Consider the following 20049-nt stretch of genomic DNA (forward strand, 5'->3'; position numbering starts at 1 on the left):
GACATTCCCGAAAGGGAGGAGAGCGTCACCATGCCCGACCGCGCCCCGCAGCCGGTGGACCGTCAACTGCCCACGGACGAGGCCCGGGATCTGATCTCGCTCGTCCGCGACATCGCGCAGCGCGAGATCGCCCCGAACGCGGCCGAGGAGGAGGACGCCGGACGCTTCCCGCGCGAGGTCTTCACCCTGCTCTCGGAATCCGGACTGCTCGGCCTGCCGTACGACGCCGAGTACGGCGGCGGCGACCAGCCGTACGAGGTCTACCTCCAGGTCCTCGAAGAGCTCGCCGCGGTCCGCCTCACCGTCGGCCTCGGTGTCAGCGTGCACACCCTCGCCTCCTACGCCCTGGCCACCTACGGCACCAAGCAGCAGCAGGTCGAGCACCTGCCCGCGATGCTCGGCGGCGGGCTGCTCGGCGCGTACTGCCTCTCCGAGCCGTCGTCGGGATCGGACGCGGCCTCCCTGCGGACCAAGGCGGTGCGGGACGGTGACGGCTGGGTGATCAGCGGCACCAAGGCGTGGATCACGCACGGCGGCATCGCCGACTTCTACACGGTCATGGCGCGCACCGGCGAGGACGGCCCGCGCGGGATCACCGCGTTCCTGGTGCCCGGCGACGCGGCAGGGCTGAGCGCGGCGGCACCCGAGAAGAAGATGGGCATGAAGGGCTCGCCCACGGCCCAGGTCCACTTCGACGGCGTGCGGGTCTCCGACGACCGTCGGCTCGGCGACGAGGGTCAGGGCTTCGCCATCGCCCTCTCCGCGCTCGACTCCGGGCGGCTCGGCATCGCGGCCTGTGCGATCGGCGTGGCCCAGGCGGCGCTGGACGAGGCGGTGGCGTACGCGACCGAGCGCCGGCAGTTCGGCAAGCCCATCGCCGACTTCCAGGGCCTGCGCTTCATGCTCGCCGACATGGCGACCCAGATCGAGGCGGGCCGCGCGCTGTATCTGGCGGCGGCGCGGCTGCGGGACGCGGGCCGGCCGTTCGCCAAGCAGGCGGCGATGGCCAAGCTGCACTGCACCGACACCGCGATGAAGGCCACCACCGACGCCGTCCAGATTCTCGGCGGATACGGCTACACCGCGGACTTCCCGGCCGAGCGCTATATGCGTGAGGCCAAGGTCCTGCAGATCGTCGAGGGCACCAACCAGATTCAGCGGATGGTCATCGCCCGTCACCTGGCAGGTCCCGAAGGACGCTGAACTGACCCCGCCTGACCTGCGGCGCCGTGAGCTCGATCCACTCCGGGTCATGGCGCCCGGGCAGGGTCCGGCCCCGGTCGGCCCACTTGCGCATCAGATCCCGGTAGATCGGCGGGTCGGACGGCTGCGGCGGCGCAGGCGGAAGCGTTCCTGCGGGTCGCGGAACGAAGATGCGGCGCTGTGGCCCGGTCGCTGAATAGATGGGGGGCATACCAGGGCAACGCGGAGGCAGGCGGACAAGTCACCGCCCATGGGATTCGGGCGTGAGTTCGCGGGCATCCGGCGCTCCCGGCCGTCGCCCTCTGGCCACCCGACGCTGTCTGACGTACCGTCAGCCCAGCCGTCTCCAGGGAGGCTTGCCGTGGCCGACGACGACCGCCCCGTACCGCTCGACGAGTACCCGGTGCATCAGGCGCCCCTGTCCATGAGGTACGTCGCGACCAGCGACCGCAACGCCTACGACCGCTGCATCTTCCACGTCCTCGACCACGAGGGCCGTGCCCTGCTGATCGTGGGCCTCGGGGTGTACCCCAACGTCGGGGTGATCGACGCCTATGCGACCTTGCGCGTGGGGGACACCCTGCACGCGGTGCGGGCGTCGGACGCACTCGGCGAGGACCGCATGCGGCTTGCCGTCGGGCCGCTGCGGATCGAGGTCGTGGAGCCGCTGCGCCGACTGCGGCTGGTCTGCGACGACGACGCGTTGTCGTACGACATCACCTGGACCGCGGAGTTCCCCGCCCTCTGGGAACCCCACCATGTCCAGCGCCGCGGCGATCGGCTCAGCCTCGAAGGGCGCCGCTTCGTGCAGGCGGGTGGTGTGGCGGGCGTCGTGCGCGCGGGCGGTCGGGAGTTCCGGGTCGCGCCGGCCGAGTGGACCGGTACACGGGACCGCAGCTGGGGCGTGCGCCCGATACCGGGGGAGGAGGGCGGGCGGTTCGCCGAGGAGCGGCCGACCGAGGGCTTCCACTGGATCTGGTGTCCGGTGCGCTTCGACGACCGGTTCCTGATGGTGATCGTCCAGGAGGACGCGGACGGACACCGCTCGTTGAACGAGGCGACGCTGGTCCGCCCCGGCCATCGCGACCGCCAACTCGGCTGGCCCCAGACCGAGATCACCTACCGCTCGGGCACCCGCCAACCCGAACGCGCCCTCATCCACCTCGGTGACGTCCGCAAACCGCAGGAACTGGAGGTGGAGGTCCTCGCCTCGTCCCCGCTGGCGATCGGCGCCGGGTATCCGCCCGCCGACGACTGGCAGCACGGCACCTGGCAGGGGCGCGGCTGGACCGACCGTCGTGTCTACGACCTCACCGGGGCCCACCCGTTGGCCGCCTACGGAGTCACCGACCATGCCGCGCGCTTCCGGCTGGACGGCAGGGTCGGCCACGGGATCTTCGAGCACGGGTCGTTCGGGCGGCACGCGCCGAGCGGGTTCACGGACTTCAAGTCGGTCGCACCGTAGGGGGTTTGCGCCATGGCAGCGACGGCACCAAGACCTCGCACCACCACCCGCGACCCACAGGAGATCACCCGCCGCCTCACCGCCTGGCTCGACACCCGGCTGCCCGGCGCCAAGGCGGTCGGTGTCACCGCTCCCGAGGCGAACGGCATGTCCAGCGAAACCCTGCTCTTCGACATCGAGCACCCCGAACCGCCGGTGCGCCCCTGTGCGTTGCGGCTCGCGGCGGACCCGGCGGCGTACACGGTGTTCCCGGTGTACGACATGCCGCGCCAGTACCGGACGATGCGCCTCGTGGCCGAGCACACGGATGTGCCAGTACCGAAGGTGCTGTGGCTGGAGGAGGACCCCGGTCCGCTGGGCGCGCCCTTCTTCGTCATGGAGCGCGTCGAGGGGCGGGTGCCGCCCGACGTCATGCCGTACACCTACGAGGGCAACTGGCTGCACGCCGCGAGCGACGAGGAGCGCGAGCATCTGGAGGCGGCCACGGTCGGGCTGCTGGCCCGGTTGCACGACCAAGTTCCGCCGCAGGAGGCCGAGTTCCTCACCCTGCCGGGTGACGGAGACGCACTGCGACGGCATGTCACGGCCCAACGCGCGTACTACGAATGGGTGGTTGACGGACTCACCCGCTCACCGCTCATCGAGGACGCCTTCGACCGCCTGGAGGAGCTCTGGCCGCGTGACCCGGGCCCGTCCGTGCTCAACTGGGGCGACGCGCGCATCGGGAACGTCGTCTACGACGGTTTCGAACCCGTCGCCGTCCTCGACTGGGAGATGGCGGCACTGGCCCCGCGCGAGGTCGACCTCGGCTGGACCGTCTATCTGCACCGCTTCTTCCACGACCTGACGGTCGGCTTCGGACAGCGCGGGCTGCCCGACTTCCTGCGCCGCGACCGGATCGAGGCCCGCTATGCCGACCTCACCGGCCACACCCCGCGTGACATGGACTTCCACACGCTCTACGCCGCGCTGCGGCACGCCGTGGTGATGCTGCGGATCGCCTACCGCCAGGCGCACTTCGGCGAGGTCGACGTCCCGGCGGACCCGGACACACTGATCCTGCACCACGGCAGCCTGCGAGCCATGGTGCAGGGCAGCTACTGGGATTGAGCGACGCGACCGGGCCGGCGTGCGCTCAGGCGGCCTGGCGGCGCATCTCGGGGACCCGCATCGGGCGCGAGCCCGGGCCGCCGACGTGCGAGAAGGGCTGTGTCCGCCAGTCGAGCTCCTGAGGGAGCGTCAACAGCAGGGCCGTGTCCTGCTCGTGGGGCTTCGCCGAGTCGCCGGCGGAGCGGGCGGCGGAAGCCCTGCGGCCGGTACCGGCGCAGACCGTGAGGCCGAACGGGTTCCACGGTGAGGCGCACAGCGCGTGCTCCGGCAGGACCTCCTCGCCGGCCAGCAGGGCGATGGGCTGCGCGCAGTCCGGGCAGATCACCCGGTACATCTCGAAGGTGTCGTACGCGTCGAACTCATCGTCGTCGAAGTCGTCGGATTCGACGCCCTCCGGAGTGGGCTCGACGACCGGCTGAAGGCGCTTGGGCGCGGTACGTCCAGGACGCTTAAGACTCTGCATGGGATTCTCCCCCTCGGGCTGGGCCGTGACGGCACTGCGGCCTCGACCACAGCAAGCACTTCCCGTCCGGTCTCGGCGTTAATCACGGGTGCATCACGGAGCCTGTTCGGGGACTGTGGCGTTCGTCACATGCCGCCCGCAGGTGCCCGTGGCGGCCGGTTTGTCCCTTGGCCGGCGCACAGCCGCCTCCCCATCACATCACGAACCGGGCATGACCTGGGCTGCTCAGGTATCCGTGGAGATCAGCGGCACTGTAGGTTCTTGCGCCATGGAGGAGCTGGACCGACAGATCGTGCAGCTGCTCGTCAAGGACGGGCGGATGAGCTACACCGACCTGGGCAAGGCCACGGGCCTGTCCACGTCGGCCGTGCACCAGCGGGTGCGGCGGCTGGAGCAGCGCGGTGTCATCCGTGGCTATGCCGCGGTCGTGGATCCCGAGGCGGTGGGGCTGCCCATGACCGCGTTCATCTCGGTGAAACCGTTCGATCCGAGCGCCCCCGACGACATCGCGGACCGGCTGGCGGACGTGCCGGAGATCGAGGCCTGTCACAGTGTCGCGGGCGACGAGAACTACATCCTGAAGGTTCGGGTGGCCACGCCGCACGAGCTGGAGGAGCTGCTCGCCCGGCTGCGGTCGCTGGCGGGGGTTTCCACCCGGACGACCGTGGTGCTGTCCACGCCGTACGAGGCGCGGCCGCCGCGGATTTGAGACCGCCGCGGACTTGCGCCGTAGAGGTGTTCGTCGTCTGCCGGCTGCGGGTTGTTCGTGGCTGGTCGCGCCCACGCGGCGGAGCCGCATATCGATACGCCCCGCGCCCTTTCCGGGCGTTGCGGTGGCCCCCTGACCAGAGCTGACGGGGGCACGCGCGAGACTGTTGCCATGAGTGAGCGCAGCACCGAACCGAAGACCGTCCTCCTCCGCCGCGGAGAGGTGCACAGCCCCGCCGATCCCTTCGCCACCGCGATGGTGGTGGAGCGGGGCCAGGTCGCCTGGGTCGGCTCCGAAGGCGCCGCCGACGCCTTCGCGGACGGCGTCGACGAGGTCGTCGACCTGGATGGGGCCCTGGTCACTCCCGCGTTCACCGACGCCCATGTGCACACCACCGCCACGGGGCTCGCGCTGACCGGCCTCGACCTGTCCCGCGCTCCCTCCCTGGAGGCGGCGCTCGCTCTCGTGCGGGACTTCGCCGCCGCCCGGCCGGACGACCGCGTTCTCCTCGGTCACGGCTGGGACGCCGCCCGCTGGCCCGGGGGCCGCCCTCCGACGCGCGCCGAGCTCGACGAGGCCACCGGTGGCCGTCCTCTGTACCTGTCCCGCATCGACGTCCACTCGGCGGTCGTCACCACGGCACTGCTGGACATGGCGCCCGGTGACCTCGGCACGGCCGACGGGCCGCTCGTCGCCGACGCCCATCACGCCGTACGAGCCACCGCGCTGGCCTCCATCACGCCCGCTCAGCGCATCGAGGCCCAGCGCGCCGCCCTCGCCCGGGCCGCCTCCCTCGGCATCGGCACCGTCCACGAGTGCGGCGGGCCGGAGATCTCCTCCGAGGACGACTTCGCCGGGCTGCTGCGCCTGGCCGCCGAGGAGGCGGGGCCGCGGGTCGTCGGCTACTGGGCCGAGCCGGCCGAGGAGGGCATCGCCAGGGCGCGGGAGCTGGGCGCGATCGGCGCGGCCGGTGACCTCTTCGTCGACGGCGCCCTCGGCTCGCACACCGCCTGTCTGCACGAGCCGTACGCCGACGCCGCCCACACCGGCACCGCCTACCTGGACGCGGCCGCCGTCGCGGCCCATGTCGTCGCCTGCACCGAGGCCGGCCTCCAGGCGGGCTTCCACGCGATCGGCGACGCCGCCGTGACCGCCGTCGTGGAGGGCGTGCGCGCCGCCGCCGAGAAGCTCGGCCTCGCCCGCGTGCGCGCCGCCCGGCACCGTGTCGAGCACGCCGAGATGCTCACTCCGGACACCGTGGCGGCCTTCGCCGAGCTGGGGCTGACGGCCTCCGTCCAGCCCGCGTTCGACGCGCTGTGGGGCGGCGAGGACGGCATGTACGCCCAACGCCTGGGTGTCGAGCGGGCCCGCACCCTGAACCCCTTCGCGGCGCTGCTGCGCGCCGGCGTCCCGCTCGCCTTCGGCTCCGACAGCCCGGTCACGCCCCTCGACCCCTGGGGCACGGTCCGCGCGGCCGCCTTCCACCGCACACCCGAGCACCGGGTCTCCGTGCGCGCCGCGTTCACGGCGCACACGCGTGGCGGCTGGCGGGCGATCGGTCGCGACGACGCGGGCGTCCTGGTGCCCGGCGCGCCCGCCGACTACGCCGTGTGGCGCACCGACGAACTGGTGGTCCAGGCCCCCGACGACCGGGTCGCGCGCTGGTCCACCGACCCGCGCTCCGGCACCCCCGGCCTGCCCGACCTGAGCCCGGGCCGCGAGCTCCCGGTCTGCCTGCGCACGGTGGTGGGCGGACGAACGGTCTTCGTACGGCCGGGCGAGTGATCTCCCGGGGTGGCGCGCGTCCGATCGCCGCGCACCACCCCGGCGTGCGACCTGCGTATCCTCTGCGCTGACCAGCGAAGTGGGCGAAGACCTGCAGGTCAAACGGCTGTTGACAGGCGGAGGCCCGGGGCCGGTAGGTTCGGCCGAGTCCACCACCGGACGCCCGACCGGGCAACTGCGGAACTTCCGGGAACCCGTCGCAAGGCCGCTGGGTCAGGGGCGGTGTGCCGCACCGGGCACCGCCACTGGGAGCCAGGCTCAGCGTCCGCGCGGCGACGACGGAACGTCGCGGCCGATCGGGGAGGTGTGACCCGGGTGGGGCCCGGGCGCTCAGTAGACAACGGCTTTCGGTCGATCCGCAGCCAGCGGGTCCCAGGTCGGCCCGAAGGGCGCCGGGCCCCCATCCGCAGCAGGCGCGAAACCGGTCCCGAAAAGCTCAGCCTTACCCCGCTCTTGTGGAATCGACACCACCATACGAACGTGCTGTCGCGTCAGCCCAGGCGGCGCCCACTATGGTGGACGTCTGCGTACGGATGTGAAGGGGCAGCAGTGAACGACGGCGACGGGGACCTCGCGGCACAGGACCGGGGGAAGCGGTTCGGTCCACTCGGCACGGCGTTGGTGATCATTCCGACCTACAACGAGGCGGAGAACATCAAGAGCATCGTCGGCCGGGTCCGCAAGGCGGTGCCCGAGGCGCATGTGCTCGTGGCCGACGACAACAGCCCCGACGGCACCGGCAAGCTCGCCGACGAACTGGCCGCCGAGGACGACCACGTCCAGGTCATGCACCGCAAGGGCAAGGAGGGCCTCGGCGCCGCCTACCTCGCGGGCTTCCACTGGGGCATGGAGAAGGGCTACGGCGTCCTGATCGAGATGGACGCCGACGGCTCCCACCAGCCCGAGGAACTGCCCCGACTGCTGACCGCCCTCAAGGGCGCCGACCTGGTCCTCGGCTCGCGCTGGGTACCGGGCGGCCGGGTCGTGAACTGGCCGAAGTCCCGCGAGTTCATCTCCCGCGGCGGCAGCCTCTACTCCCGGCTCGCGCTGGATCTCCCGTTGCGGGACATCACCGGCGGCTACCGTGCCTTCCGCCGCGAGACCCTGGAGGGCCTCGGCCTCGACGACGTCGCCTCCCAGGGCTACTGCTTCCAGGTCGACCTCGCCCGCCGTGCGGTCAGGGCCGGATTCCATGTGGTCGAGGTGCCGATCACCTTCGTCGAGCGCGAACTCGGTGACTCGAAGATGAGCCGCGACATCCTGGTCGAGGCGCTGTGGCGGGTCACGTCGTGGGGCGCGCAGGAGCGGGTGGGCAAGCTGATGGCCCGCCGCTCGAAGCCGTCGGCGGCAGCGCGGCAGCGGTCGTCGCAGCAGCGGTCACAGCCGTAGGCCCACGTCCGCACAGGCGGCGGCGGTCTTCCCCTTATCCCGCTCTGAGCCGGGCCCAGGCACACTGGACGCATGACGACTGGCGCTCCGACCCCCACCTATCCCGTTCGGCCCCGGCGCTCCCGGCTGCGGACCTTCCTGCCGCTGGGGATCGCCGCGTGGCTGGTGCTGGAGATCTGGCTGCTGACCGTGGTCGCGGACGCGACGAGCGGGCTCGTGGTGTTCTTGCTGCTGCTCGCCGGCCTCGTGCTCGGCTCGGTGGTCGTCAAGCGGGCGGGCCGACGCGCCTTCCAGGCCCTGAACGAGGCGTTGCAGCGTGGCGGCACCCCGGAGAGCGGCGGTGGCAACGGTCTGATGATGCTGGGCGGCCTGCTGATCATGCTGCCCGGTCTGGTCTCGGACGCGCTGGGGCTGGTCCTGTTGATCCCGCCGGTCCAGAAGGCCTTGAGCCGTTATGCGGAGCGGACCGTCGATCGAAAGCTCCGGGCGGCGACCCCCGGTTCGTTCGGCGATGCCTTCCAGCAGGCGCGCATTCACCGCCCCGACGGCAAGATCGTGCCGGGTGAGGTCGTCAGGGACGAGCCGGGGGACGAGCCGCAGGGCCCGGTGCCGCCGTTGACGCGCTGACATCGCGGTCGACACGCTGACATCGAGGGAGCCCGGCGCCACTGAGCGCCGGGCCCCTCTTTTTTGGCTTTGCCGGGCCTCTTTTTGGCTTTTGGCTTTTGGGCACAGCAAACCGCGGGCACCGTACGCCACGTTCACGTACGGCGCCCGCGGTTACACGCGGTGCCTGGTAAATCGGTCCAAGCCGCGCGCAGGGACCTAGGCTGACTTGCGGCTGTCCCGGGGATGAACCGCGATGTTCATCGCCCCGGACCGGAGAACAGCAAGTCGCTCCTCAAGGACCTCTTCGAGTTCCTCGCGGGTACGCCGCTCCATCAGCATGTCCCAATGCGTACGCGCGGGCTTGGCCTTCTTCTCTTCAGGGCCGTCGCCATCCACGAGGAGTGCCTGGGCCCCGCAGACCTTGCACTCCCACTCCGGCGGGATCTCCGCCTCGACCGAGAAGGGCATCTCAAACCGGTGCCCCTTCTCGCATGCGTACTCCACGGCCTGGCGCGGGGCCAGGTCGATGCCGCGGTCCGTCTCGTAGCTGGTCACCACGAGGCGCGTGCCGCGAAGAGCTCGCTCACTCATGAATCGTGCCTCCCGGGCTTGTCGCCCACAGGACAGGTGTCGCTGTCGTCGTCATCCGGTCAACGTCCGGTCGGCGGTAAAGATTCCCGATCGGTGTCCCGTTCCGGGTGATGCGTCGCCGTCGTAGCCGCAGCCTTGCTGACCAATGTCGTACCCACCGGCGCCCGGTTTGTCACATCTGCTAGCAGATGTGACCCAGCGTTTCGGCATCTTTGACGCGCAGTAACGGTACGCCTGGCAGGCCAAACGCGTACACTACCGCCCTTTCGCTCGGAACGCTAAATCGTTGGCGGCACCGGATTGCCCGCGTCGTTGATCGCCCGCCGCACCGGAACCCTCGCGAGCAGGGCGAACCCGATGACGAAGAAGGCCACGAGCGAGATGATCGCGTCCCGATAACTCCCGGTCAGCTGGTAGGTGAGCCCGAACAGAAGCGGGCCCAGCCAGCTCATACCGCGGTCGCTCATCTCGTACGCCGAGAAATATTCGGCCTCCTTGCCCGGCGGGACGAGATGGGAGAACAGTGACCGGGACAGGGCCTGGCTGCCGCCCAGGACCAGGCCGATGCCGGCCGCCAGCACGAAGAACCACACCGGGGCCCCGGCCGGCAGGAAGTACCCGGCCGCCAGAACCACCGTCCACGCCACCAGTGAGCCGAGGATCGTCCGCTTGGCGCCGTAGGTCCGGGCCAGCCGTCCCATCGTCAGCGCGCCCGCCACGGCCAGCACCTGGACCAGCAGTACGGCGACGATGAGCGTGGACTGGGAGAGGTCCAGTTCCTCGGAGCCGTAGATCGACGCCTGGGAGATCACCGTCTGGATGCCGTCGTTGTAGATGAGGTAGGCCAGGAGGAAGGCGAGCGTCAGGGGGTGGCGGCGCATGTCGCGGACGGTGGCCGCGAGCTGCCGGAAGCCCATGGCGTTCGGTCGCTTCCCGCCCGGCTCCTGCGCACCCGGTTCCTGCTCGCCCGGTTCCTGCTCGCCCGGTTCCTTCCCGGCTTCCTCGCTCGTGGACCGGCGGTCACGGAGGCGTCGTAGCGGGATGATCGCGAAGCCGCCCCACCACAGGCCCGCCGACGCGAGGCAGATACGGACGGCCGTGCCCTCGGAGACGCCGAAGGAGTCGTGGGCCAGGTACAGGACCAGGTTCACGATCAGCATCAGCGAGCCCGACGCGTAGCCGAAGGCCCAGCCCCGGGAGGAGACCGCGTCGCGTTCCTCGGGCGGGGCGATCTGCGGGAGGTAGGAGTTGTAGAGCATCATCGCGACCGACTGGGCCGCGTTCGCGACGATCAGCAGCAGGCCACCGAGGAGGTAGCGGTCGCCGCCGAGGAAGAACATGGCGGTGGTGGCGGTGGCCCCCAGGTAGGCGGAGGCCGCCAGGAGGGGCTTCTTGCGGCCGGTGCGGTCGGCCGCCGCGCCCACCAGGGGCATCACCAGGACGGCGACGATCACCGACAGGGACACCGAGTACGCGAAGAAGGATCCCGCGCGCACCGGGATGCCCAAGGGGTGGACGAATCCGTCCGCGTCCGCCGCCTCCTCGGCGACCGACGTCAGATAGGGGCCGAGGAACACGGTGAGCACGCTCGTCGAGTAGACGGAGCACGCCCAGTCGTAGAAGTACCAGCCGCGCTGCTCGCGGCGGCGGCCGGCCGCGTCGTCCGCGGCCTCCGCCCGCACGGTATCGGTGCCCACCCCGCGCCCCTCGCTTCCCCGTGAAGATCCCGCGCGAGGGCGGAGCCGACGACCGGGTCAGACCCAGACGCCCCGGTCCTCCATGACCTTGCGCAACGTGTCGATGTGATCGGTCATGATGCCATCGGCTCCCAGGTCCAGGAGCCGGTGCATCGCATCGGGATCATTGATGGTCCACACGTGCACCTGGAGCCCGCGCGCGTGGGCGGCCCGTACGAAGCGGTGGTCCACCACCTGGATGCCGGACTGCGTCTCGGGCACCTGGGCGGCGACGGCCGAACGGCGCAGCGCGGCCGGCACACCCCAGGAGCGCAGCCGCAGATTGAGCACACCTCGGGTGCCGTACGACGTCGCCAGGCGCGGTCCGGCCAGGCGCTGGGCGCGGATGACGCGGGCCTCGGAGAAGGAGCCGACGCAGACGCGGTCCCAGGCGTTCGTGCGCTCGATCAGCTCCAGGAAGGGGTGGAGTGCCGGTTCCGCCTTGAGGTCGACGTTCCAGCGCACGTCGGGGAAGGTCTCCAGGAGCTCCTCGAACAGGGGCACCGGCTCCTTGCCTCCCACGCGCGCATCCCGTACGTCGGCCCAGGGCAGGTCGGCGATCCGGCCCGCCCCGTCCGTCACCCGGTCCAGGGTCGAGTCGTGGAAGGCGACGAGCTTGCCGTCGCGCGTGGTGTGGACGTCGGTCTCGATGTACCGGTAGCCCATTTCGACCGCGCGCCGGAACTGCAGCGCGGTGTTCTCCAGGCCGTCCGCCGCCCCGCCTCGGTGGGCGAACGGGATGGGGCCGGGGTGGTCGAGGTAGGGGTGGCGTATCCGCGTGGTGCTCACGGACGCAGTATCGCTCCCCGGGGTTGCCCGGTGGCAACGACCGTGCTGCCGTCGGATGCCGTGGGGACGGCGAACACCCGCAGGAACAGTTGGGCGAGCGGGCCGATGGACAGGGCGTAGAGGACGGTGCCGACGCCGACCGTGCCGCCCAGCGCGAAGCCGGTGACGACGACCGCGATCTCGACGGCCGTGCGCATCAGCCGGATCGAGCGGCCGGTGCGCTGGTGCAGGCCGGTCATGAGGCCGTCCCGGGGGCCCGGTCCGAAGCGGGCGGCGATGTAGAGGCCGGTGGCCACGCCGTTGAGCACGATGCCGGCCAGAAGGAGGGGGATTCGTACGGCCAGGGAGTGCGCCTCGGGGACCAGGGCGAGCGTGCCGTCCATGGCTATGCCGACCACGAACACGTTGGAGACGGTGCCGAGGCCGGGGCGCTGGCGCAGTGGGATCCACAGGAGCAGCACGGCCGCGCCGACGATGATCGAGACGACGCCGATCGTCAGGCCGGTGCGCTCGGCGAGGCCCTGGTGCAGCACCCCCCAGGGTTCCAGGCCGAGGCCCGCCTCCACGAGCAGCGCGGCGCTCGCGCCGTACAGCGCGAGTCCGGCGTAGAGCTGTGACAGCCGTCGCGTGAGATGCCCCTGTGTGAGCCGCTTCGCGGGATGCCCCTGCGTGGACAAGACGTGCCCCCCTGTGGTGGTAGTGGACTGATGCATGACACCCTGTGGCTTGGGATGCATCGCCATCCATGGCCAATTCGGGGAAGGTGGACTGGAAAAATGGCGCAGTGGACTTCGGCGGTAGGAGCCGCGCAGCTCGCCCGGCTCCTCACCTCGCAACAGGACCGCCCCGCCGGCCCCGGCACCAAGCGCCCGCCCGCGTACCGGGCGTTGGCCGACGGCATTCGGCTGCTCGTGCTGGAGGGGCGCGTGCCGGTCGCCGCCCGGCTGCCCGCCGAGCGTGAGCTGGCCCTCGCGCTGTCCGTGAGCCGTACGACCGTGGCCGCCGCGTACGAGGCGCTGCGCGCCGAGGGGTTCCTGGAGTCCCGGCGCGGGGCGGGGAGTTGGACCGCCGTACCGGCAGGGAACCCGCTGCCCGCGCGCGGGCTGGAGCCGCTGCCGCCCGAGGCGCTCGGCTCGATGATCGACCTGGGCACCGCGGCGCTGCCCGCCCCCGAGCCGTGGCTGACCCGTGCCGTGCAGGGCGCCCTGGAGGAGTTGCCGCCGTACGCCCACACTCACGGCGACTATCCGGCCGGACTGCCCGCGCTGCGGTCGATGATCGCCGACCGGTACACGGCGCGGGGGATCCCGACCATGCCCGAGCAGATCATGGTGACGACCGGGGCGATGGGCGCCATGGACGCGATCTGCCATCTGTTCGCGGGGCGCGGTGAGCGGATCGCGGTCGAGTCTCCGTCGTACGCCAACATCCTCCAGCTGATGCGGGAGGCGGGCGCCCGGCTGGTGCCCGTCGCCATGGCCGAGGGGCTTACCGGCTGGGACGTGGACCGGTGGCGGCAGGTGCTGCGGGAGGCGGCGCCTCGCCTTGCCTATGTCGTCGCCGACTTCCACAACCCGACCGGGGCGCTGGCCGACGAGGACCAGCGGCGGCGGCTGGTGGACGCGGCACGGTCGGCGGGGACGGTGCTGGTCGCCGACGAGACAATGAGCGAGCTGTGGCTCGACGAGGGTCTCGACATGCCGCGGCCGGTGTGCGCCTTCGACCCCGCCGGGTCGACCGTGATCACCGTCGGGTCGGCCAGCAAGGCCTTCTGGGCGGGGATGCGGATCGGCTGGGTGCGGGCGGCTCCGGATGTGATCCGCAGCCTGGTCGCCGCGCGCGCGTATGCCGATCTGGGCACTCCTGTGCTGGAGCAACTGGCCGTGAATTGGCTGTTCGGCACGGGAGGTTGGGAGCAGGCCGTGGAGGTGCGGCGGGCGCAGGCCCGGGAGAACCGGGACGCGCTCGTCGCGGCCGTGCGGCAGGAGCTGCCCGACTGGGAGTTCGAGGTGCCGGGCGGCGGGCTCACCCTGTGGGTGCGGACCGGGGGACTGTCGGGCTCGCGGCTCGCCGAGGTGGGCGAGCGGGTCGGGGTCCGGGTGCCGTCCGGGCCTCGGTTCGGGGTGGACGGGGCTTTCGAGGGGTATGTACGGCTGCCGTTCACCGTGGGGGGCGCGGTGGCCGAGGAGGCCGCGGTGCGGTTGGCGGCGGCGGCTCGGTTGGTGGAGAGCGGGGCCAGTGGGACCGGGGAGTCGGTGCGGTCGTTCGTGGCGTGAGCGGGGTGGGGGCGGTGCGGGGGTGGACCGCGGCATGAGGGCGGGGCCGGGGTGGGGCGTCGCTCAATCCGCGCCGGCCCGGGACCGGTGTGGGGTGGGGGTTCAATCCGGGTCGGTCGGGGGTCGGTGTGGGGTGGGTCGTTCAGTCCGTGCCAGCTGGGGGGCTGGTGTGGGGTGGGTCGTTCAGCCCGCGCCGGTCGGGTGCCGCCGCTCGCCCCGCGGCACCCTCGGCTGCGGTGACTGCTACGACGTCTCGGCGACCACTGCCTCCGCGGGCACCGGCTCCGGCTTCGGCTCCGGCACCGGCTCCTGTGCCACCTTCTCCATCCTGCCCAGCGACTCCGCCTCCACCGGCGTCGTCCGCTCCGGCAGCAGGTCGAGCACGGCCTGCCGGTGCGCGTCGCTGGTCGCGTCGTCGTACGGGTCCGGGGTCGCCGGGACCTGGAGACGGTGGACCGGGCCCGTGCCGAGGCGGGCGTAGCCGCGGCCGGGCGGGACGTCGGTGACCGGGGTGGTGTGCGGGGGAGCGCCGAGGACCGACTCCAGCTGCTGGGCCGTCGCCGGGCCGAGCACGACACGCGCGCGTGTGTGCTGTCGTACGGCGTCGCTGAGCGTGTCCATGGCGTCCCACTGGTCGGCCACGACCACGGTGACGTTCGCCGCGCGGCCGTGCCGGAGGGGTACCTGGAGCAGGGACTGGGGGTCCTTGCGGTTGTCCGCCGCGGCGAGGTGGGTGAACGCGGTCGGGCGGTCCAGGAGGATCCACAGCGGGCGTCTGGTGTCGTCGGGCGGCGGGTTGCCGGCCTGACGGGCCCGGTTCACGGCGATCAGGCGCCGCTCCGTCTCCGTCGCCGCCCACTCCAGGCTCGCCAGCGCCCCGGCCAGCCCGCACTCGACGGACAGCACGCCGTCGCGCCCGATCAGGCAGGCGTACTCGCCGGTGCTGCCGCCCTCGACGATGACGACGTCGCCGTACTGCAGGGCCTGCAGGGCGACGCAGCGCAGCAGGGTCGAGGTGCCGCTGCCGGGCTGGCCGACGACCAGCAGGTGTGGCTCGGTGGAGCGGATGCCGGTGCGCCAGACGACCGGTGGCACATCGCGCTGCTCCACGCCGTGGGTGAGCGGGAGCGTGCGGTGCACCAGGGTGGGGTCGGTGAAGCCGAGGACCGTCTCGCCGGGGGCCGTGACGAAACGCTGGGCGGCGATGTCGGTGGGCAGCGGCGCGAGGACGGTGACGGTGAGCTCGTTGCCCTCCTCGTCCCAGGTGAAGTGGTACTCCCGGCCACGGCCGGACTTCGCGGTCAGCAGGTGCTCGATCCGCGCGCGGCACTCCGCCTCGCCGTCGGTGAAGTAGGCCGGGTAGCGGATCAGCAGACCGCTGACGCGTCCCGTGCCGTCGAACTCGTACTCGGGGAAGGCCTTCTCCCACTCGCCGCCGTGGGCGTACAGCGGTGCCGGGTCCTCGGCGGCGGAGAAGTAGGGGACCAGTGCCTCGTACAGCGACCTCAGCCGCTCCGTCTGCGACTCGTCGGGGCCCTCCGGCTCCGACGGCTCGCGGTCCCGGCCCTGCCAGGCCGCCGCCGCCATCAGCGTGATGACGGCGAGCAGCGGGCCGTACGGAACGAGCGCCACGACCATGATCACCGAGGCCACCAGGAACAGCAGCATGCCGCGCCTGTCCTTGGGCGTGTCCGCCCACTTGCGCCGCCCGGCCGAGGCCAGTCGGCGCAGACCGCGGGTGATCGTGATCAGCGGGTGGAGGACGTCAGAGGCGCTGTCGGACGCCGTCCGGGCCAGCTCCCGGCTGCGGGCGAACTGCGTCCGGGCCAGCTCCCGGCTCCGGGCGATCTGCGAGCTGCCGGTGCTCAGGATGCGGGGGAGGGGGCGGCGGGCCACTGCTGTCTCCTACAGGTGCGTACGGGCGGGAGTGCGGGCGGTCAGAACTGGATGCCGCCGAGCAGGCTCGCCAGGCTCTCGCCGCCGGCCTTGATGCTCGGGGCGATGGCCGTGCTCGCCAGATAGAAGCCGAAGAGGGCCGAGATCAGGGCGTGCGACGCCTTCAGTCCGTCCTTGCGGAAGAAGATGAAGACGACGATGCCGAGCAGAACGACGCCAGAGATCGAGAGGATCATGCGAGTGCTCCTGGATTGTGGGGACAGTCACCATGAGTACTTCCAGGCTCACAGGATGTATCCATACGATAAAAGGTGCAACTGGGTGAAATTCGGCGAATTTCCCTCCGTCGACGGAGTGTCCTGAGGTGGATGGGCTTGGGTGTCGCGTCGGACCGTGTCTGCGATGATCTTTGCCGTGGGCGCGACGGGTCATGTGCGGCCCGAGCCAGTACCCTGGCGAATCACTCGTACGGTCGACACCGCTCGCCGGCCGTACCCGTGCTACCCGCAGTTTCCGCGGTACCCGTAGTTCCCCGCAGTCCCCGTGTTCGTAGTGAGAGGCGGTCCGGCCGATGACTGAAGCCCCCGACCCCGAGGTCGTGGAGCTGGCGACCAAGATCTTCGATCTGGCCCGGCAGGGGCAGACCGAGGCGCTCGTGGCGTACGTCGACGCGGGCGTTCCGGCCAACCTCACCAACGACCGCGGCGACTCGCTCGTGATGCTTGCCGCCTACCACGGTCACTCCGACGCGGTGCGCGCCCTGCTCGCCCGGGGCGCCGAGGCGGGCCGTGTCAACGACCGAGGCCAGACACCACTCGCCGGTGCCGTCTTCAAGGGTGAGACGGAAGTGATCAAAGCTCTTCTGGACGGCGGTGCCGACCCGGCCGAGGGGACCCCCTCGGCCGTCGACACGGCCCGGATGTTCGGCAAGACGGAACTGCTCGAACTGTTCGGCGCACACTGATCCGACTTCGCTGACCAGCGAAAACACAGAAAACGGGGGAGGCGGTACAGGGCCGCCGAAATTTCGGTCGCGGCAGATGTAAGTGCCGAGTCATCATGACGTCGTGATTCACGGACGCGATGGCTGGGCAGGTGTTGCCGCACCATGCGGACCGTGATGCGGTCCGCATGGGCCACTGACGAGAGGCAGAGGAAAATGGTCTACAGCAAGCAGGAAACGGCGGGCGCCCCGACGTGTTGTCACGCGGCCAGGTGAAGCAAGAACCCCGGTTGCGTCGACGCTTGATGTGAGGCTGTTTCCCATGTTCGAACCGGTCATAGCGCCCAGCGGTACGCTGCTCGGCCTGCTCCAGCGGGGCCGCGGCGACGGCACACTGCACGCGCTCACCGCCCCGCGCGCCGAGGCGCTCGCGGCCCTGAACCACTGTGTGCTGCGGGACCCCCGCCACGACTGGCAGGTGGAGAACCGCTCCCTGTACTACGCCCGTCTCTTCCTCGACCTGAACGGCGAGCTGGACGAGATCGAGGCGCATCTCTTCGACGTCGAGGACGCCCTCGACACGGACGAGTCACGCACCGGGCTGGCCCTCGCCGTCCTCGGTCACCTGGCCTCCTACGGCAGGCGGGACGCCCTGGAACTGCTGCGCAGGTACGCCGCCTCGGGCTCCAGCTGGGCCTGGGCGCTGGACGAACTGGCGCTCAGGGACGACGACGCCGGGCTGCGCGCCCTCGCCGCGCCCGTCCTGGCGCGCTTCCCGGCCGATCCCGAGGGCGAGGCCGAGCTGGCCGCCGCCGTACGTGATGCTTTTGAGCCACGGCCGTGGCGGCTGTGGGCCGATGATCCGCGTGAATCGATCGCCACGCGTGTGCGTGCCGCTCAGGAGACCGGCTGCTTCGACCGCTGGCAACGCCAGATGCGACCTACCGGGCCCCGTCCGGGGTGGAGCGTGCAGGCGGTCTTCGAGTGGGCCCAGCAGGGCTTCGAGCGCGGCGCAGCGCTGCATGTGCCCGCCGCACGGTGTCTCATCGCCGTCGCGGGCCCCGAGGACCGGCCCGAGATCGTCGCCGCCGCCAAGGACGGCACCGACGGAGCCCGCTGCACGGCTCTGCGGTACCTGGCCGACAGCAACGATCCGGATGCCCTCGACCTGATCGAGGCGGCCGTGATCACCGGCTCGGCCGCCGTCGTCGAAGCCGCCGTCGACGCATTCGAACGCATGCGCAGTATTGCTGCCGTCGACCGTGCGCGTGGCTGGGCCCGACGGCCCGATCCGCTGGGCGCCGCCGCCGGACGCATGCTCGCCTGCCGGGGCGGAGCCGAGGACAAGGACCTCGTCCTCACGGCCCTGCGTGAGGCCGTACGAGGCGAGGGGCCCGACGCCCCGACCCTGTGGACCCTCGTCGACGGCACCGGGCGCCTCGGTATCGCCTGCGCCGCCCCCGTGCTGCGCCATATCTACCGCGAGACCGCCTCCTCCCACCTGCGCGGCCGCACCGCCCGCGCCCTGGCCGCCACCGATCCCTCCTTCCCGTCCGGATTCGCCGTCGAGTGCCTCTGGGACTGCGAGGAGACCACCCGCGAGATCGCCGCCCGGCACGCCGAGACCGGGGACACGCGCGTCGTGGAGCGACTGCGCCGGCTCGCCGCCGACCCGGCCGAGGAGGACGAGGTCCAGACGGCCGTACGCAGCCGGATCGGACCGGACCCGACCGCCGACTGATCACTGGGCGGGACATGTGTGCACGCTGTGAATCTCGGGGAGAACCGCCCGCCGGGTGAACACCCGATGACCTGCGGGTCAGGCGCGCATGGACGCGATCTGACCCGCTCGGGTGCGCAGCGGAACGCTCATGGGACGTTTGTCGTTCGGAAAGATCCACTTTGACGCGGCCACGTCCAGTGCGGCGACAACACCGGTATGCGTGTCGTCATCGTGACCGAATCCTTTCCCCCCGATGTGAACGGCGTGGCCCACTGCGCGCTCCAGACCGCCCGACACCTCGTCGATAGCGGTCACGCTCCCCTCGTCGTCGCACCCGCTCCCGCTCCCGGGAACAAGGCAGCCGCCTCCATGGCGCCCTGCCCCGTCGTCCATGTCCCCTCCCTTCCGCTCCCCGGCTATCCCCAGGTCAGGGTCGCGCTCCCGAGCCGGCGCCTCGCCGCCGCGCTGATCCAGCACCAGCCCGACGTCGTGCACCTGGCCAGCCCCTTCGTCCTCGGCGTGCGCGGCATGGCCGCCGCCGCCCGGCTCGGCATCCCCGCCGTCGCCGTGTACCAGACCGACCTGGCCGGTTACGCCCGCACCTACATGGGCGCCGGCGAGGCCGCGGCCTGGCGGCGCATACGGTCCGTCCACTCCGCCGCCGACCTCACCCTCGTCCCGTCCAGCGCGTCCATGAACGACCTGGAGGCCCACGGCGTGCCCCGGCTCCGGCTGTGGGCACGCGGCGTGGACACCGCCCGCTTCCGCCCCGAGCTCCGCGACGAGGCGCTGCGCCGCGAACTCGCCCCGAACGGCGAGGTCATCGTCGGCTACGTCGGGCGCCTCGCCCCGGAGAAGCACATCGAGCTGCTCTCCGGTGTGTGCGGCCTGGCCGGCGTGAAGGTCGTCATCGTCGGCGACGGGCCGAGCCAGCCCGCGCTCGCCGAGGCGCTGCCCGGCGCGGTCTTCCTGGGCCGCCGCGGTGGCGACGATCTCGCCCGGATCTTCGCCTCGTTCGACGTCTTCGCCCACACGGGTCCGTTCGAGACCTTCTGCCAGACCGTGCAGGAGGCCATGGCCAGCGGTGTACCCGTCGTCGCACCGGCCGCGGGCGGGCCGCTCGACCTGGTCGACCACGGCCGCACCGGCCTGCTGGTGCCGCCGCGCGACGCCGACGCCGTACGGGACGCCGTGCGGTCCCTGGTCGCCGACCCGGCGCTGCGGGCCGCCTACGGCACCGCCGGACGGGCGACCGTCGAGGGCCGTACCTGGGCGGCCATCGGCGACCAGCTCATCGACCACTACGAGGCCGTGCTCAAGGCGCGGAGGCCGGCGGTGGCGGTATGAACACCTCGCCCCGCA

At 71.7% G+C, this 20049-nt stretch carries 19 protein-coding genes; 11 read left to right on the forward strand and 8 right to left on the reverse strand.

Annotated elements, in window-relative coordinates; translation table 11 throughout:
* Positions 1-30: 30 nt before the first annotated feature.
* The 3 genes from POF73_RS22935 to POF73_RS22950 all read left to right on the forward strand — a co-directional run bounded on the left by POF73_RS22935 (position 31) and on the right by POF73_RS22950 (position 3778).
* Complete coding sequence (locus POF73_RS22935; protein ID WP_272118431.1) at positions 31-1203, forward strand: acyl-CoA dehydrogenase family protein; 1173 nt, start codon at positions 31-33, stop codon at positions 1201-1203.
* Positions 1204-1627: 424 nt separating this feature from the next.
* On the forward strand, positions 1628-2668 hold the full coding sequence (locus POF73_RS22945) for a hypothetical protein (protein WP_272118558.1): 1041 nt from the start codon (positions 1628-1630) through the stop codon (positions 2666-2668).
* Between the two features lie 12 nt (positions 2669-2680).
* Entirely contained in the window at positions 2681-3778 is a 1098-nt protein-coding gene (locus tag POF73_RS22950; RefSeq protein WP_272118435.1) for a phosphotransferase family protein, read from the forward strand.
* Positions 3779-3803: 25 nt separating this feature from the next.
* On the opposite strand, the gene POF73_RS22955 is transcribed toward POF73_RS22950, so the two are convergent.
* A complete protein-coding gene (locus tag POF73_RS22955) occupies positions 3804-4241 on the reverse strand; it encodes a hypothetical protein (protein ID WP_272118437.1) in 438 nt (145 codons plus the stop codon).
* Positions 4242-4509: 268 nt separating this feature from the next.
* Between POF73_RS22955 and POF73_RS22960 the strand changes: the two genes are divergently transcribed.
* The 4 genes from POF73_RS22960 (at position 4510) to fxsA (ending at position 8751) form a co-directional block, all read left to right on the forward strand.
* Positions 4510-4950 (forward strand): Lrp/AsnC family transcriptional regulator, encoded by a 441-nt coding sequence (locus POF73_RS22960; protein ID WP_150943808.1) that lies wholly within the window; start codon positions 4510-4512, stop codon positions 4948-4950.
* 171 nt (positions 4951-5121) lie between these two features.
* Complete coding sequence (locus POF73_RS22965; RefSeq protein WP_272118440.1) at positions 5122-6735, forward strand: amidohydrolase; 1614 nt, start codon at positions 5122-5124, stop codon at positions 6733-6735.
* A 549-nt stretch (positions 6736-7284) separates the two neighbouring features.
* Positions 7285-8124, forward strand: coding sequence for a polyprenol monophosphomannose synthase (locus POF73_RS22970; protein WP_272118442.1), 840 nt, complete (start codon positions 7285-7287; stop codon positions 8122-8124).
* Positions 8125-8196: 72 nt separating this feature from the next.
* Entirely contained in the window at positions 8197-8751 is a 555-nt protein-coding gene (fxsA, locus tag POF73_RS22975; protein WP_272118444.1) for an FxsA family membrane protein, read from the forward strand.
* A gap of 198 nt (positions 8752-8949) precedes the next feature.
* Here fxsA and POF73_RS22980 read toward each other — a convergent pair whose 3' ends face one another.
* The 4 genes from POF73_RS22980 to yczE form a co-directional block, all read right to left on the reverse strand.
* Entirely contained in the window at positions 8950-9324 is a 375-nt protein-coding gene (locus tag POF73_RS22980; RefSeq protein WP_003977404.1) for an RNA polymerase-binding protein RbpA, read from the reverse strand.
* Between the two features lie 278 nt (positions 9325-9602).
* Complete coding sequence (locus tag POF73_RS22985) at positions 9603-11021, reverse strand: MFS transporter (RefSeq protein ID WP_272118479.1); 1419 nt, start codon at positions 11019-11021, stop codon at positions 9603-9605.
* Between the two features lie 57 nt (positions 11022-11078).
* Positions 11079-11849: a glycerophosphodiester phosphodiesterase gene (locus tag POF73_RS22990; RefSeq protein WP_272118481.1), complete on the reverse strand. Its 771-nt coding sequence runs from the start codon at positions 11847-11849 to the stop codon at positions 11079-11081.
* Positions 11846-12562: a membrane protein YczE gene (gene yczE / locus POF73_RS22995; RefSeq protein WP_272118483.1), complete on the reverse strand. Its 717-nt coding sequence runs from the start codon at positions 12560-12562 to the stop codon at positions 11846-11848. Before yczE ends, POF73_RS22990 begins: the two co-directional genes overlap by 4 nt.
* Before the next feature lie 63 nt (positions 12563-12625).
* Here yczE and POF73_RS23000 point away from each other — a divergent pair, with 63 nt between their 5' ends.
* The gene (locus POF73_RS23000; protein ID WP_272118485.1) at positions 12626-14125 is read left to right on the forward strand and encodes an SCO1417 family MocR-like transcription factor; all 1500 of its coding nucleotides are present in this window, start codon (positions 12626-12628) and stop codon (positions 14123-14125) included.
* Positions 14126-14368: 243 nt separating this feature from the next.
* Here the strand turns inward: POF73_RS23000 and POF73_RS23005 are convergent, their stop codons facing one another.
* Positions 14369-16021, reverse strand: coding sequence for an ATP-binding protein (locus tag POF73_RS23005; protein ID WP_272118487.1), 1653 nt, complete (start codon positions 16019-16021; stop codon positions 14369-14371).
* Positions 16022-16062: 41 nt separating this feature from the next.
* Positions 16063-16257 carry a hypothetical protein gene (locus POF73_RS23010; protein ID WP_004002760.1) on the reverse strand — a complete coding sequence of 65 codons (195 nt, stop codon included), beginning with the start codon at positions 16255-16257 and terminating at the stop codon, positions 16063-16065.
* A 335-nt stretch (positions 16258-16592) separates the two neighbouring features.
* Between POF73_RS23010 and POF73_RS23015 the strand changes: the two genes are divergently transcribed.
* Both POF73_RS23015 and POF73_RS23020 read left to right on the forward strand, forming a co-directional pair.
* The gene (locus tag POF73_RS23015) at positions 16593-16985 is read left to right on the forward strand and encodes an ankyrin repeat domain-containing protein (RefSeq protein ID WP_272118490.1); all 393 of its coding nucleotides are present in this window, start codon (positions 16593-16595) and stop codon (positions 16983-16985) included.
* A gap of 301 nt (positions 16986-17286) precedes the next feature.
* Entirely contained in the window at positions 17287-18705 is a 1419-nt protein-coding gene (locus POF73_RS23020) for a HEAT repeat domain-containing protein (protein ID WP_272118493.1), read from the forward strand.
* 78 nt (positions 18706-18783) lie between these two features.
* On the opposite strand, the gene POF73_RS23025 is transcribed toward POF73_RS23020, so the two are convergent.
* On the reverse strand, positions 18784-19002 hold the full coding sequence (locus POF73_RS23025) for a hypothetical protein (RefSeq protein ID WP_272118562.1): 219 nt from the start codon (positions 19000-19002) through the stop codon (positions 18784-18786).
* Between POF73_RS23025 and POF73_RS23030 the strand changes: the two genes are divergently transcribed.
* The gene (locus tag POF73_RS23030; protein WP_272118496.1) at positions 18904-20034 is read left to right on the forward strand and encodes a glycosyltransferase family 4 protein; all 1131 of its coding nucleotides are present in this window, start codon (positions 18904-18906) and stop codon (positions 20032-20034) included. The two genes, POF73_RS23025 and POF73_RS23030, sit on opposite strands and share 99 nt — an antisense overlap.
* The last annotated feature ends 15 nt before the right edge of the window (positions 20035-20049 follow it).

It is taken from the genome of Streptomyces sp. HD (assembly GCF_028369295.1).
In the GTDB taxonomy this organism is placed as follows: domain Bacteria; phylum Actinomycetota; class Actinomycetes; order Streptomycetales; family Streptomycetaceae; genus Streptomyces.

Excerpts from the sequence above, each read along its gene's own strand:
- POF73_RS22955 (WP_272118437.1), bottom strand. The coding sequence starts at position 4,241 with ATGCAGAGTCTTAAGCGTCCTGGACGTACCGCGCCCAAGCGCCTTCAG.
- POF73_RS22945 (WP_272118558.1), top strand. The coding sequence starts at position 1,628 with ATGAGGTACGTCGCGACCAGCGACCGCAACGCCTACGACCGCTGCATC.
- POF73_RS22965 (WP_272118440.1), top strand. The coding sequence starts at position 5,122 with ATGAGTGAGCGCAGCACCGAACCGAAGACCGTCCTCCTCCGCCGCGGA.
- POF73_RS23010 (WP_004002760.1), bottom strand. The coding sequence starts at position 16,257 with ATGATCCTCTCGATCTCTGGCGTCGTTCTGCTCGGCATCGTCGTCTTC.
- POF73_RS23000 (WP_272118485.1), top strand. The coding sequence starts at position 12,626 with ATGGCGCAGTGGACTTCGGCGGTAGGAGCCGCGCAGCTCGCCCGGCTC.
- POF73_RS22960 (WP_150943808.1), top strand. The coding sequence starts at position 4,510 with ATGGAGGAGCTGGACCGACAGATCGTGCAGCTGCTCGTCAAGGACGGG.
- POF73_RS23030 (WP_272118496.1), top strand. The coding sequence starts at position 18,904 with ATGCGTGTCGTCATCGTGACCGAATCCTTTCCCCCCGATGTGAACGGC.
- POF73_RS23015 (WP_272118490.1), top strand. The coding sequence starts at position 16,593 with ATGACTGAAGCCCCCGACCCCGAGGTCGTGGAGCTGGCGACCAAGATC.
- yczE (WP_272118483.1), bottom strand. The coding sequence starts at position 12,562 with ATGCATCAGTCCACTACCACCACAGGGGGGCACGTCTTGTCCACGCAG.
- POF73_RS22950 (WP_272118435.1), top strand. The coding sequence starts at position 2,681 with ATGGCAGCGACGGCACCAAGACCTCGCACCACCACCCGCGACCCACAG.
- fxsA (WP_272118444.1), top strand. The coding sequence starts at position 8,197 with ATGACGACTGGCGCTCCGACCCCCACCTATCCCGTTCGGCCCCGGCGC.
- POF73_RS23020 (WP_272118493.1), top strand. The coding sequence starts at position 17,287 with ATGTTCGAACCGGTCATAGCGCCCAGCGGTACGCTGCTCGGCCTGCTC.
- POF73_RS22935 (WP_272118431.1), top strand. The coding sequence starts at position 31 with ATGCCCGACCGCGCCCCGCAGCCGGTGGACCGTCAACTGCCCACGGAC.
- POF73_RS22980 (WP_003977404.1), bottom strand. The coding sequence starts at position 9,324 with ATGAGTGAGCGAGCTCTTCGCGGCACGCGCCTCGTGGTGACCAGCTAC.